The organism is Oceanobacillus oncorhynchi (genome assembly GCF_000821065.1).
In the GTDB taxonomy this organism is placed as follows: Bacteria; Bacillota; Bacilli; order Bacillales; family Amphibacillaceae; genus Oceanobacillus; species Oceanobacillus oncorhynchi.
The window spans coordinates 919352-934233 of the sequence record NZ_CDGG01000001.1 but is presented as its reverse complement, the minus strand read 5'-3'; the positions used below and the strand labels follow the sequence as shown (position 1 = coordinate 934233).

The 14882-nt window shown below is 40.8% G+C and carries 11 protein-coding genes; 5 read left to right on the top strand and 6 right to left on the bottom strand.

The features are described 5' to 3' along the window. Positions 1 to 218 precede the first annotated feature (218 nt). The 3 genes from BN997_RS04180 to BN997_RS04170 all read left to right on the top strand — a co-directional run bounded on the left by BN997_RS04180 (position 219) and on the right by BN997_RS04170 (position 5574). A complete protein-coding gene (locus BN997_RS04180) occupies positions 219 to 2294 on the top strand; it encodes an RNA degradosome polyphosphate kinase (protein ID WP_042529922.1) in 2076 nt (691 codons plus the stop codon). 200 nt (positions 2295 to 2494) lie between these two features. Continuing rightward, positions 2495 to 3601 carry an o-succinylbenzoate synthase gene (menC, locus tag BN997_RS04175; protein WP_042529920.1) on the top strand — a complete coding sequence of 369 codons (1107 nt, stop codon included), beginning with the start codon at positions 2495 to 2497 and terminating at the stop codon, positions 3599 to 3601. A gap of 578 nt (positions 3602 to 4179) precedes the next feature. Next, the gene (locus BN997_RS04170; protein ID WP_042529918.1) at positions 4180 to 5574 is read left to right on the top strand and encodes an L-cystine transporter; all 1395 of its coding nucleotides are present in this window, start codon (positions 4180 to 4182) and stop codon (positions 5572 to 5574) included. Between the two features lie 59 nt (positions 5575 to 5633). On the opposite strand, the gene BN997_RS04165 is transcribed toward BN997_RS04170, so the two are convergent. The 3 genes from BN997_RS04165 to BN997_RS04155 all read right to left on the bottom strand — a co-directional run bounded on the left by BN997_RS04165 (position 5634) and on the right by BN997_RS04155 (position 7255). Continuing rightward, the gene (locus BN997_RS04165) at positions 5634 to 6398 is read right to left on the bottom strand and encodes an SDR family NAD(P)-dependent oxidoreductase (protein WP_042529916.1); all 765 of its coding nucleotides are present in this window, start codon (positions 6396 to 6398) and stop codon (positions 5634 to 5636) included. A 98-nt stretch (positions 6399 to 6496) separates the two neighbouring features. Then, on the bottom strand, positions 6497 to 6859 hold the full coding sequence (locus BN997_RS04160) for a fluoride efflux transporter FluC (protein WP_042529914.1): 363 nt from the start codon (positions 6857 to 6859) through the stop codon (positions 6497 to 6499). 24 nt (positions 6860 to 6883) lie between these two features. After that, entirely contained in the window at positions 6884 to 7255 is a 372-nt protein-coding gene (locus BN997_RS04155; protein ID WP_042529911.1) for a fluoride efflux transporter FluC, read from the bottom strand. A 189-nt stretch (positions 7256 to 7444) separates the two neighbouring features. Between BN997_RS04155 and BN997_RS04150 the strand changes: the two genes are divergently transcribed. Further along, positions 7445 to 8173: a DUF3784 domain-containing protein gene (locus BN997_RS04150; protein ID WP_042529909.1), complete on the top strand. Its 729-nt coding sequence runs from the start codon at positions 7445 to 7447 to the stop codon at positions 8171 to 8173. A gap of 40 nt (positions 8174 to 8213) precedes the next feature. Here BN997_RS04150 and BN997_RS04145 read toward each other — a convergent pair whose 3' ends face one another. From BN997_RS04145 to BN997_RS22435, 3 genes are all read right to left on the bottom strand, one after another. Next, the gene (locus tag BN997_RS04145) at positions 8214 to 9107 is read right to left on the bottom strand and encodes a 3-hydroxyacyl-CoA dehydrogenase (RefSeq protein ID WP_042529907.1); all 894 of its coding nucleotides are present in this window, start codon (positions 9105 to 9107) and stop codon (positions 8214 to 8216) included. A gap of 178 nt (positions 9108 to 9285) precedes the next feature. Next, on the bottom strand, positions 9286 to 12783 hold the full coding sequence (locus BN997_RS04140; RefSeq protein ID WP_175297002.1) for a cell envelope integrity protein TolA: 3498 nt from the start codon (positions 12781 to 12783) through the stop codon (positions 9286 to 9288). A gap of 313 nt (positions 12784 to 13096) precedes the next feature. Next, entirely contained in the window at positions 13097 to 13273 is a 177-nt protein-coding gene (locus BN997_RS22435; RefSeq protein ID WP_077601790.1) for a YjfB family protein, read from the bottom strand. 444 nt (positions 13274 to 13717) lie between these two features. Here BN997_RS22435 and BN997_RS04135 point away from each other — a divergent pair, with 444 nt between their 5' ends. Continuing rightward, a complete protein-coding gene (locus BN997_RS04135; RefSeq protein ID WP_052484905.1) occupies positions 13718 to 14863 on the top strand; it encodes a diguanylate cyclase in 1146 nt (381 codons plus the stop codon). The last annotated feature ends 19 nt before the right edge of the window (positions 14864 to 14882 follow it).

Genomic DNA, 14882 nt, shown 5'->3' with positions numbered 1-14882 from the left:
GCGTGCAGGAGAAAGCTGTTACGACCCCTCCTGCCAAACAAATTATTCACACAAACTTTACACCTCTTTAACATACTTTATGCGGAAAAGGATTATGATATATATAGGACGCTATAACGAGTGTTCAAAAAGGATTCAAACCAGAAGCAAAAAAGCCCGATTCGCAGCTTATCATTTGGGAACTTTTTGAATATCTTCTTAAAAAGGGATGGTGTGATATGGACAAACAAATAAAAAACGTCAATTCATCAGCCTCCTACAATAACAGGGAGCTGAGCTGGCTCTCATTTAATAAACGTGTATTAGAAGAAGCAGACGATGTAAGCAACCCGTTGCTCGAACGGCTGCGGTTCTTATCCATCTTTTCATCCAACTTAGATGAATTCTTTATGGTCCGGGTAGCCGGATTAAAGGATCAGGTAAAAGCAGGATTTAACCGGCCGGATGACAAATCAAACCTGACTCCAAAGCAGCAGCTCTCTTCTATCGCATCCTTAAATCATGACTTGGTAGAGCAGCAGTATCACCTGTTTAAACAGGTACAGGAGGAATTAGAAACACAGCAGATTCGTCTTTTTCAAATGTCGGAATTATCTGCAGAAGCATTATATATACTGGAGCAATATTTCGATGAACAAATTTATCCGATTCTTACACCGATGGCCATCGATGCCTATCGCGCTTTTCCAATGCTGTTAAATAAATCGTTAAATCTTGCTATTCAGCTGGAAGACGAGTATGAACAAGAACAGCATCAGAAAAAAACAGCGATTGTCCAAGTACCTGCATTGTTAGACCGGTTTATCCAGATTGATGATGCGCATCACTATGTGTTGTTAGAAGATGTCATTCGGTTTTTTATCCATAAACTTTTTAAGGGATATCGGGTAATCTCAACAAGCACTTTTCGTATTACCCGCAATGCAGATATGAATATCCATGAGGACAGCGCGCATGATTTATTAAAGGAAATTGAAAAAGAGCTGAAGAAGCGCAAATTTGGAGAGGCTGTCCGTTTAGAGATGAATGCCATGGAGCAGGACCCTTCTATTACTTCTTTCCTGCTGCATGAGCTGGAAATTCATGAAAAGGATTTGTACATTGTAGATGGACCGCTCGATTTAACGTGTTTAAATGACTTTTATGATCAAGTACAGCATGACTTTGAGTATCTTATTTATGAAACATTTATCCCGCAGCCGGCACAGGATATCCATGAGGATGAAACGGTATTGGAAGCTGTCAGAAAAAGAGACCTCTTTCTTCATCATCCATATGAATCCTTTGAACCGATTGTTGATTTAATGCGTGAAGCTGCGGATGATCCGGAAGTGCTGGCAATTAAGCAGACACTCTATCGTGTCAGCGGGGATTCACCGATTATCGCCAGTTTAAAGCGTGCAGCGGAAAATGGAAAACAAGTAACCGTTCTGGTGGAATTAAAAGCACGATTCGATGAGGCGAATAATGTAGAGTGGGCAAAACAGCTGGAAATCGCCGGCTGTCATGTTATTTACGGAATGATTTCATTGAAAACCCACAGTAAAATCACGCTGATTGTCCGAAAGCATGAAAATCGGATTGAACGGGTCGTCCACCTTGGTACGGGAAATTATAATGACCAGACAGCTAAATTTTACACAGACATGTCTTTTTTAACGACCAAGCGCAAATATGGCATCGATGCCACCAATTTCTTCAATTATTTGAGCGGTTATACAGAAAAGCCTGATTTTCATCATTTATCCATGGCACCATTTGATATTCGCAATGACCTAATTCAGCTTATCGATCAGGAAATCACGTTTCACAAGGAATATAACAATGGACGGATTATTGCCAAAATGAATTCGCTGACAGATAAACCTTTAATCAAAAAGCTTTACGAAGCTTCTCAAGCCGGCGTGCAAGTGGATTTGATTGTCCGCGGTATCTGCTGTCTGCGCCCGGGCATTCCAGATGTTAGCGAGAACATTCGCGTGCTGAGCATTGTCGGGCGATTTTTGGAACATAGCCGCATCTATCTTTTCCATCATAATGGCGACATCAATATTTTTCTGTCCTCCGCAGATTTGATGACGCGAAATATGATTAAACGGGTAGAGCTGATGTTTCCAATCTTTGACCCCCGGATAAAAAATCGTATTCATGATATCCTCGACATCATGCTCCGTGACTCTAAAAAAGCACGGCAGCAGGCAAATGACGGCACTTATTCGCATGTTCCGCCGGATGATGAAGCTTTGAATAGCCAATTAAAATTATTTGAACAGGCGATGGATGTATTTGCTTAAAAGTAGAAAACAAAGGCTGGGAGCTGACAGCCTTTGTTTTTTTATCTAAAATTCATCTCCTGTCTTGCAGAAATGAAGCTTCCCTCAGCATCCATATTGCTATTGAGAACAAACTTCCATATACTAGAACATAAGAAGATGTTGAACTTTTACAATAGGTATCTTTCCTATTTACTAACAAAATACAAGGAGTCTTGGAAATGAAAATTACAGAAATAACGATGCATCGGATGAATATGCGAATGAAAAACCCGTTCACGACAAGTTTTGGAACAGAACAGGATCGTGAATTTATCATTTTAGAAGCAAAGGATGCGGATGGAACTGTTGGCTGGGGAGAATGTGTTACCTCCGAGTCCCCTCTTTATATTGAGGAATTCACAAAAGCTGCCTGGGTGATGCTCGAAGAATATTTAATCCCTCTTACTCTCGGCCGTGAGATTAGCCATCCCGATGAGCTGACAGAGCTATTCGAGCCGTTTAAGCGCAATAACTTAGCAAAAGCAGCGATTGATGCAGCTGCCTGGGACATTTATGCTAAACAGCAGGGTCTTTCTCTGGCAGAGGCTATCGGCGGATGCAGAACAGAAATCGAAGTCGGGGTCAGTCTCGGCATTGAAGATGATATGGAGCGCATGCTTACCAACATTAAAGAAAAAACAGCAGACGGCTATAAGCGAATCAAAGTGAAAATCAAACCTGGCAAAGACGTAGAAGTTGTCAAGGAAATCCGCGAGCATTTCCCTGATATTCCACTGATGGTGGATGCGAACTCCGCTTACACACTGGACGATGTAGAGACCTTAAAGCAGCTGGACCCGTATAACCTGATGATGATTGAACAGCCATTAACTGCCGGTGATTTGATTGATCATGCGGAGCTGCAAAAGCATATCAAGACCCCGATTTGTCTGGATGAAAGCATTCATTCCTATGATGATGCAAGACAAGCTATTCAATTGGGAAGCGGTAAAATTATTAATATGAAAGTCGGCCGTGTCGGCGGGATTACAACAATGAAACGAATTCATGAGCTGTGCAAAGAAGCAAACATACCAATGTGGTGCGGCGGCATGCTTGAATCAGGCGTAGGCCGTGCGCATAATATCGCGATTACCTCCCTCTCGGCATTTACATTACCTGGAGATACCGCAGCTTCCTCCCGCTATTGGGAAGAAGATATCATTGACCCAGAAGTAGTTGTCAAAGACGGAATCGTACAGGTCCCTGCTTCTCCGGGAATCGGATATGAAGTTAACCGTGAGAAATTGGCAAAATACACGGTTCAGAAAGAAACATTTAAATAATCAACTCCATCTTGAGAAGAGACATTTAGACAGTATCCATTTCTGTCTGGATGCCTCTTCTCCTTTTCTTGTTTAAAATCAATTATGTTATTTCAAAGTTCGTACATACTAAGCGGAGGAATTATTTTTTATATAAAACGAAACAGACCGTTATTGTCTGTCTGATTTCCCGCTTTAAAATGACGTATTTTCTTGATTTCTTAAAAATCGTAGCCTGACATTACTACCAGTTACACTGTGTATAAAGAATAGCCAATATCCTATAACGTGCATAGAATATCAATCCCTACAAAAACGCTTGGTTTTAAACAACTATCTTTCCTTGAAAATGATTTTGAGTTGGGTATTTTTTTACCCATCTCAAAATAAAACATTTTTTTCTACTCATGATAAGCACAGTGTCCTTTCAAAACAGCGGCTATTTAAGGGTTTTTTAACAGGTTAAAAACATAACGAACAAAATAAAAACACATCCAAAGCAACTATCTTGAAATCAAAATAGAATCGTTGTATAGTTTAATCCGTACTATTTTTGTTGGATTTCCGAAGAACATTTTATCAAAGGAGGATAATACCAAATGGATAATTGGTTTATATTATTAAATATTGTTATTTTACTTGCATTAATCGGTTTACTAATCTATATGCAGAAAAAGCATGTTTCCTTTGCCAAACGTGTATTTACAGGTATGGGGATTGGTATCGTTTTAGGAGCTCTCTTCCAGATTATCTATGGAGAAGGGTCAGATATTCTTACAGGAACGCTCGATTGGTACGGCATTGTCGGCAGCGGATATATTCGCTTCTTAATGCTGATCGTGGTTCCGCTCGTTATGGTTTCGATTATTCGTGCCATTATTAACTTGAATGAGACAAAGCAGCTTGGAAAAATGGCCGCATGGGTGATTGGCGTACTTATTTCGACAACACTTGTTGCAGCAACACTCGGTGTTGTAACCTCTCTTGTTTTTGATTTGAATGCAGAACAAATTGAAGCGGGTCATGAAGAAACAGAACGCGGCGCTTCGATGGAAGAAAATTTTGAATCCATGGAAGAGGAAACAACACCGCAGCGGATCATTAACTTTATCCCGAACAATATCTTCTTAGATATGACTGGAGAACGTTCTACATCCGTTATTGCCGTCGTTATTTTCTCTGTCCTCGTCGGGATAGCCACACTTGGAGTAAGCAGGAAACAGCCCGAGCAGGCAGAACGGTTTACACGAATGGTGAATGCCGTGTTTGCGATTGTCATGCGGCTTGTAACACTTATTTTACGCTTAACTCCATTTGGCGTATTAGCACTGATGACGAATATGGTTGCCACGACAAACTTTGCAGGGATTGTTCAGCTTGGTAAATTTGTGATTGCATCCTATGTCGCGTTGATTGTTATGGTTCTTATTCACATGCTCATCATCAGCGGATTCAAATTAAATCCGATTACGTTTATGAAAAAAGTGTTCCCGGTGCTCGGATTTGCCTTTACTTCCCGTTCCAGTGCAGGAGCTATTCCGTTGAATGTTACTGCACAGAAGGAAGCACTGGGCGTGGATGACGGAGCTGCGAATATGTCCGCATCCTTTGGCGCAACCATGGGGCAAAATGCTTGTGCAGGTATTTATCCTGCGATGCTGGCCGTTATGATTGCTCCAACTGTTGGTATTGATCCAACATCACTTGACTTTATTGTACAGCTTGTCTTAATTACAGCAATCAGCTCCTTTGGAGTCGCTGGAGTCGGCGGCGGAGCAACATTTGCAGCAATTATTGTTCTGTCCTCTATGGGACTGCCAATCGCACTCGCTGGTCTGCTGATTACCGTTGAGCCGCTTATTGATATGGGCCGTACCGCAGTCAATGTCAACGGCAGCATGGTTTCAGGTACTGTCACTTCCAAAGTGCTCGGCAACCTGGATGAGAAGAAATTTAATAATAAAGATGCCGTAGTAGAAAACACTGGCATTTAAGTCTTTAAAAAAGCAGTTATCTCACATACCCGAGATAACTGCTTTTTTATTAGGATAATTTAATCCGCCTGCATTCCGCCATCTACATTATACAATGCGCCATGTACAAACGACGCTTCATCCGATGCCAGGAACCGGACAATCTGGGCAACCTCATCCGGCGCGCCAAATCTTCCGACCGGAATCCCCTGTTTTAAAGCTTCTCCTGATTTCTCCGGCTCGCCAGGCGTTAAATTATTTTGAATATCTTGAAGCATCTGTGTATCAATAGCAGCAGGAGCTACCGCATTCACACGAATCCCTAACGGAGCTGTTTCTAATGCTGCCGTCTTCGTTATTCCTGCAACCGCATGCTTGGAGGCTATATAACCGACCATTCCCGCTGAACCGATATAGGCAGCATTAGATGCTGTATTAATCACTCGTCCATGCCCCTGTTTTTTCATTTGTTGAAGCACATGTTTTAAGCCTAAAAACACCCCGGTAACATTAATCGACATAATCTGTTCAAAGGTATCCTTATCCAAATCAGTAATTTCCGCAACAGGACCATTAATTCCTGCATTATTAAAGAAAACATCGATGCGGCCAAATTGATCAACCGTTTCCTGAACATATTTCTTTACGTCTTCTTCCTTCGTTACATCGGCTTGAATAATGCCCACATTTTCCGGATTATCCGTGAGAGATTCCTTTGCTTTTGCTAAGGATGATTCATTAATATCAACCAAAACAACCTTTGCACCTTCGTTTAAAAACAATTTTGCAGCTGCTTGACCAATTCCGCCGGCTCCACCAGTGATTAATACCACCTTATCTCGCATATAACACCTCTCCTTTATAGTATCTTCTTTTCCTATTTTACGTAACCGCTTACAAAACTACAAATAATTGGCTTTCTATCGAGGTGGCGGTTTCTTTTTTAAGAAAAAATGAAAACACTATGTATTCCCGCCCAAGCTGCAGCAATACTTAATAAAGCAGATGTGCTAATGTACCAGAAAGCTGCCAGCCACTTGTTATCCAGCAGCAGATCAATTACTTCCTTCCCGAAAGTAGAAAAGGTCGTATATCCGCCACAAAAGCCGACTCCTAACAGCAGCCACAGCTCGAATGGCAAATCAAGCCCATATAGCACTCCCAGTAAAAGAGAGCCAGACACATTAATGATCCAGGTCGCAACTGGAAAGATAATGCCTTTTTCTGCCTTTAACGGCTTCATATATTCACTGATGATGTAACGCAATAATGCACCAACGGCACCGCCTGCCCCTACAAAAAACATAAGAATGACGCCTCCTTCTGCTTGTTATACTTTCCTGATTCGTGCATAGACAACACGCGCTGTCCAAACTCCTGCCCCGGCAAAAATGACTCCCACAACCACGCTTATCCCAATATAAAGCAGAGCCATGGGCAAGGTTAACAGCAATGCATCTAATGCAAAGGCAGAAAATGTTGTAAATGCGCCTAGAAACCCGGTGCCAAACGTCAACGCCCATATGCGGCGATCATGTCTGGAAAGCGAAACAAGCGTCAGTAAAAAGCCTAACAAGAAGCAACCAATGATATTTACCGTTATCGTTGCCATTGGAAAAGTCATATCACCAAGCCATAGACTGACCCCATAGCGGGCGATCGCTCCCCAAAAAGCCCCTATCATCACAAATAGATAATTCATCAAACCACCAGACCTTTATCCGTACATTATTAATAATGTATAATTTAATCCTATCCAGCCGATAAAGCAAGTATTTCGGGATAAAACAAGCTTGTTTATCATAGAAATTCCTGATTTTTCGTATTCGCTGAAACCTTCTCTCCCTTATTTCGTAGTTATAGTGCAGAAAGAATTTGGAGGGGAAAACGAATGGAATACAGCTACGTTATTCAAATCTTTTTAATCCTTATGTTTTTCTTTTTCAGTTACCTTATTTTAATACGCAAAAATTATTATCTAATCAGCGGATTTAATACAAGTACGCCTGAGGAGCAGCGGGAAATGATTCAAGCAGGCTATCCGCGTGCTGTCGGCAAGATGACCCTGCATATAGCCATTATTTTAAGCCTTGGCTTCCTGCTCCAGCTCTTGCATGTTCCTTATGCGATTGAAGGATCCTATGTTGTCATGCTTATCGTTTTATTTGTGGAATTCTTTTGGATGACGAAAAAGTTGAAAAAGAAATCGAAACGGATAAACAAAACGGTGTTATTGCTTTCCCTTATGTTAGTCATTGTCGTTTTCGCCATTCCTTTTATACCAAATAAACTGGAAATAAATGAGGACTCCTTCGAAATGACAGGCTTATATGGAGAAATATGGGCGTATTCGGATATAGAGGATATTTCTCTCTACGATGAACTTCCAGAAACCACGATACGCACAAACGGCATTTCCATGTTTGGAAAACACCTCGGCAATTATCGGATGGAGGGATGGGGAGCCGGCAAGCTATTTATTCGTTCCAACAACGCTCCATTTATGATTGTCCAGACAGAGGACAGCTTTATCATTATCAATGCAGGCCAGCCTAATGAAACGGAAATGTATTTTCAGCAGCTGGAGCTGGCATACCAGCAATATAATGATAACCATTAGAAAAAGCTGTCCAGTGCAGCCAGCTTTTTCTAATGGTTATTTATTTCAAGAAATCAGGATTTTTAAATGCTGGATGAGGATATTTATAAAAGCCTTCTCCCGATTCAATCCCAAATTTCCCTTTATCCAGATACGTTTCTTTTAAGAACGCAGCAACTTTTTCAGCTTTCTTATCTCCAGCTTCTGCTTTTGCCGCAGATAAGTTATACGGTGTGCGTATACCAATGACATCTAATGTTGCAAATGGACCTTTTGGAGCGCCAGTTGCAACCATCCATGTTTTATCAATGGTTTCTGCATCGGCAACATCATTGACCAATAACTCCTCTGCTGCATCTAGAAAAGGAACAAGCAAGGAATTTAAAATATATCCAGGCTGTTCTTTATATATAGGCAATGCAACCATTCCGATTTGTTTTGCAAATGCTACGACATCATCAAACACGTTCATATCTGTGCCTTCATGCTTCATGATTTCTGCGGTATTGTTTTTCCAAATTTCATTTGCAAAGTGAAGCATCAAGAATTGATTAGAGCGGCCAGTTGCTTCGGCAAATTGACTTGGAAGCATGGTGGATGAATTAGATGCAAAAACGGTTTTTTCCGGAGCGGCTTCCGCTAATTTATGATAGAAATCTAATTTAATTTTTTCATTTTCCGGAACTGCTTCAATAACTAAATCAGCATCTGCAGCAGCTTCTTTTAAATCGGTAGAGAAGTGCATGCTCTCGAACGCCTCTTTTACTTCTGCCTCCGTTGCATTTATATCTTCTTGATACCGTTGCTGCCATTTCTCCATCCGTGTTTTTGCAGCATGAACAGCCTCATCATTAATATCGTAAACTGTTACATTAAATCCTTTAAAAGAAACTTGAAAGGCAATTTGGCTTCCTAATACGCCGCTGCCTGCTATCGTTACATTCTTAAATTCCATGAGAAATCCTTCTTTCTATTTTTTCCAATGTGATTTTACATTTATAGTATACGCCTTTTTATGCCAAACATAAATAAATTTGCCTGAGAGCAATTATTTTATAGGCACACTTATTTCTTTATAAAAATAAAAGCAGTTTGGATTTGCTTTATAATTTAGCATCCCCAAACTGCTTTCATTAATTCCATTCTTTAAACCGTGCAATCATTTGCTTCAGCTTTTTCTCCAGCTTTCCTTCCCCATCACGCTGTTTCTTCCATTCATTATAGCTGGCGATGCTGATAAATAATATTCCGGCAATCAGAAGATACGCCCACCAAGGGAGATTGCCCCAATAAGGCCGTGTCTGATAAATCACATTAAACAAGAGGGTTCCGATTCCGACAAAGAAATAGGATTTTAATTGATAACGCATCCCTGCGAGTAAGGAAAGAATTGACAACACTCCGATAATCAATGCATCCATTATCGTAGCACTCTGAATCGCATCCGCAATCAGGTACACCGTAACCAGAATCAACAGCACGGTCTGAATATGCCGCATCACCGATTCGTAATCATTCCATGTTTTCTTAGACAAAATAATTGCCAAAGCAAGAACCGGCAGCGCATGAAGCTCCGCATAAAACACTTCTGAAATAGCATTAATATAATAATCAAGCACCAGATAATAAGGCGGTAAACAAGCCACGCCGCCAAGGCTGATACATATTTTCTGCAGCATCTGATTCCCCACACGATCCTGCTGCAGGAAAAACCAGGAAGCGAACAAAACAAGCGGAATAACAGTCAGCCAAATCGTATCCAGCTCATTTGCCCAGTTTAATGCAAAAACGAGATAGGCAACTGCCATCAGAGAATACCAGTCTACAGCCCGCAGGCTTCCCTCAGTAGTAACATACAGTTTTGAAAATAAATATCTCCCGGCAGCTGTTAATATGCCAAATCCAATGGTATACATCAGCCATAAATGAATCGTTTCCTCAAATACCGCTTGTATTTGCCATAAATAGATGGAGAAAAATAAAGGCACCACAAGGTATAATGTCCATTTTCGCATATGCAGAAAATATACATTCACTATAATCAGTCCGGTAAAGATGAGAAGCTGCCAAAACACCTCTACTGCAGATAAAAACACGCCCATACCTAAAACCAGATTCATAAACGGAATGAGAAAATATTCTATCCGCCGCTTCCACACCGCTGATACTGCTGCCCAGATTGCAATCATAATGATTCCTGCAGCAAGCCAAGCATAAACAAATGAAATAACTGCCATCCATTCATAATGAGAGATGAAGGATACCACTGCTCCAAGCAGCATCAGTAACCCAGCATATAAAGCCGTTTTTATTTCCCATTCTTTTTCCTTTGTCAGTGCCGTATAGGTATAGATTGCCTGTGGAAGCAGCCAGACTGCCGGATAAAGGATAGGACGTGCTACACTGTCCCCTGCTATGATGAGCACAAGGAACAAGAGCACCGCGTGCGCAAAATAGAAGAAATACGGCTTTAAGCCGGCATCCCATTTTCCTAAATAACGTTCCACCGCTAAGAATACAATGGGCAGGCCAAGCATAAACCAGACAAATCCATCCAACGTATCAATTGAAAATGTGCGCAGCAACGATACATAAAATCCTAAACTTACCGCCGCAACCAGACTCCAAAACACAGGCTTTCCAGTAAAACGAACCAGCCAGTAGACGACGCCGATTCCTATCAACAGAATGACAGGTCTTACAAATATTTCATCTCCGGTAAATCCAACAAACAGCAGAAGCATAGCTAATAGATAGCTTCCCTGACCCGTATAGAACGTTGTCCGGGTCAATTCCTGCTGCTTTCTCTGCTTCCAGATAAGGCTGATTCCAAGCAGCACGACACCGGCGCCCGCCAGTTGAAAAGGAATATCCAGCTGACTGCGGTAAACATAGGATGCTTCCACAAATTCAAAATAAAGGATGTACATGGCCAACAGCCAATTAATTGGAACAGCCCAGGAAGCAACTTGCTTCTCCAACGTTTTTTTCGATACCACAGTCATATAGAAAGCAACGACGCCTAGCAAGGCAAATATAACTGCAATCTCCACGAACTCAAGCAGGATCAGCTTACCCAGGATAATGATTCCAATTACCGGCATCGACCAGAAATACATACTTTTTTGTACAGCCTGCATAAATGGAATGCGATTCCCGAAACCGACAAACAGAAATAAAATAATCATATAGAAAAACATAAAGTTAAGTGTGCTTTCCGGAAAAAACGGATGCACTGCTAACGACCAAAACTGTATCCCGACCGCAATAAAGAATGCAGGAGCAATCCAGCGAAAAACGCCCCGTTTCGTCACCTCTGCAAGATAGACATAGGTGGCAGCAATAACAATATACGCCAGCAGCATAAACCAGGAATCCCAGTCAGCACGGATAATCAAGCCTTGAAAGCTGATGTAGAGAAAAGCAAAGCCCGAAATGACGCCGCTTATATAATAAAACGCCTTATTCGCAAAGCTGTCCTTCCGCATCACATAAGCAAATCCGAGATAAGCTGCCCCCATCAATGCATAAATCAACGTATCCGCTGTATATAAAAACGAATTCTCTGTCAGCTGGTAAATGCCATAAGCAAATAAAGCGGCAAAAACAAATTGATAGCCCTTTGTCTGATAGACGAACACCATCGCCATATAGAGAAATGCAGTCAAAAGCACATTAAAACTATAAAACACAGCCTGATTATAGACAAACAGCATTAATAACGTGGAAACAATCAGATTTAACTGTGCATAGGCCGGCAGTTCATGTAAAAACACACGAAACACTTGCCCCTTCTCTTTCCGAAAATGGTGATACACGAATAACAAGACACCGTTATACAGCATCATTAGGAAAAAGAACACATCTGTCGGGACTTGCAGTGCAGCAAGGGAAAATCCGATAAAGAAGGATAGGAATATATAAAAAATCCATACAAATAATTTCGCTTTTGTCTTATAAGCATTCCAAGCGTATAACGGAAGCGGGACAATAGTACACAGCATTCCCAGCCAATAACGCCCTTCTCCTGTTAACGTTAAATAATCGCCAAACAACCCGAAAAAACCAATACCGATTATCGCAATCGGCAGTAATAAACTTCCGAGCGTCAAAAACGCAAAAGCTGTCTTTTCGATTTTAAGAAAACGGGAGGATAACCCGCTTAATGCTAAAAAGAAAATCGAAACGCCAAGCAATGTCGCAACCTTTAACAAGGCTCCCATCTGATCCCAAGAGCTGGTTGCCACAACTAAACCGCTGATTAACAGAAAAGAAACTCCTAAAATAAGCAGCCAGGTAATATTTCTTTCTCTGACCTGCTCCGCTGTTTTCGGTTCGCGGACCGGCTTCGCTTTCTTCTGCTTTGCCGCTTCCCGCTCCTCTGGAGTCAACAGCCATTCTTTTTTATCCTTATTGCCCTGGAAAAACCCGGTTGATTGTTTTTTAACAGGCTTGCTGTCTGACTGTGAAAAAGAGGCCTCTGCCTCCTCCGGCTGATCCTGTTCTGCAGCCTGATACCTCTCTTTAGAGGCTTCTTCTTCCGCATCCTCACGCGCTAACCCATCCATACTTTTATCTACCTGTTTCGCATATTCCTGATGGGCTGTTAAGATGCGTTTATAATCTTCCATGCTGATAAGATCTCTTTTTAATAATTCAATCAATTCTTCTTGCAAAATTTGGGCTCGATTTTTAGAATTCGAAATAACGTCCACGCCCCTTTTCTAAGGTGAAGGATACTTTATCATGGAGAACTGTTTGTAAAACTTCCACTGAGTGAAGTTTCATTTTATGTATCTTGTTATAAGATTACAAGAATTTTATGAGATAGTAAATAACATTTATTCCTGGCAGATATATTGCTAATATGTAAAAACCCCCGCTTCTTCACACCGAAACGGGGCAGCTTTTATCTTCCTTTTTCATTCCTACAGAGAAAAAGTGTTACGCCTTCACATCAATGGAATGCCCTAAATTCGGATGCTGCGGCTGATCCAGCATTTTAATCAGCTCCGCATTTTGCGCTTCCGCATGATCCATGACTTTTCCCATTAAGCTGAAGGACACCTGTGTCTGCAAATTAGCCTGACTCATAATCATCGACATTTTCCCAACATCCACCTATCCATTCACCTCACTCTGAAAGATTTACGAATTACCTTTATTTTAACATAGTTTTCTGTCAAATGATGCATCTTTTCTACTATAACGGGAACAGGAAAATAATTGGCTTATATGTTCAAACGATTTAAGTAATTATTGCCACAAGAAAGAATACAATATTTAAAAAACGTATCTTAAATTTTGGTAAGTACATCGATTCATGATAAAATTCTAGTATTAGAATATAGAACTATTTCTAAAGCATCAGCTGCAAGAAGAAACGATATCTATAATGGATAATCGCTTAAAAATATACATAAAAAACATACATAATGACTAGAAACAGCAGCTGACGATTCCTTTGGTAACTACCGCAGCTTCTTTAATTCGGCTACGCTCTACACAGCCGTGATTTCAAGACGTCCAAGCTGCATGATTATTGGGTAAAGGAGAGGAAAACGTTTGGCTAACGGAGACATCATGTTCTTTTTTTTAGATGATTTTTTTATTAATCTTTGCGTCATCATCACTTTAACTGTGCTATACGTACCACTCCGATCAAAATTAAAAATTGCTGACAGACCGTTTTGGCAAAAAGGAATTATCGACGGGGTTCTATGCGGGCTGAATAGTGTTATGTTAATTATATTTTCCATTGAAGTCGCAGAAGGTGCCTTGGTAGACCTTCGTTTTATACCAATTATGCTCATAATCTTGCTGGAAGGATTATTTCCTGCGATTATTGCCAGTATCGTGGTGATTGCCGGCAGATTTATCATCGGCGGAATGTCGGACTTTTCCATCTCTGCTGTCTTTTTAATGATTGCATTAGTGATTGGATTTCAATTGATACATAAGCTATACCAGACGAAAATGGAAAAAAAGATATATATAAAAGCTGTCGTGATGATTTTCTATTCCAATATCGTTTTTACCATCACGATGATGTTCCACTTTCAAAATGATTACCTCTCCCTGCTAAGCTTTTTACCGATTTATTGTTTTGTATCATTTGTCGGCGGATTGGCTTCTCTTTTTTACGTGAGATATCTCGGAAAAACAGAAATGCTTTTAGCGAAGTATAAAGAGGAGGTATCTACAGACTTTTTAACAGGCTTGCAAAACATGCGCTCCTTCGAAAAAGTGTGGGGCCAGGTAGTCAATAAAGCAGTCATAAAAGACGAAAAGCTGACTATTTTATCGCTGGACATTGACCAGTTCAAGCAGATAAATGATACATATGGGCATCCGGCAGGAAACCAAATTTTAACGCAATTTGGTGACATTTTATCCAGAAATATCCGTTCATTTGATATGGCGTTCCGAAATGGCGGAGATGAATTTTCAATTGTGCTGCCAAACTGCAGTATTGAAAATGCGCTGGAGGTAGCCGAACGCATACTGGAGGACGTGAAAGCGCACTCCTTTCAGATTTCTCAAAAGGAAAGCATTTATATCACTGTTTCGATTGGTGCAGCAACCTACCCGGATACCTGCAGCAACCCGCGTCAAATCATTCATCAGGCCGATGAAGCATTATATAAAGCAAAGCACTTAGGTAAAAACCAAGTATACCCTGCTATAACGTCATCTCCGAATAAATCATAAATCATTTTCGGAATGACGT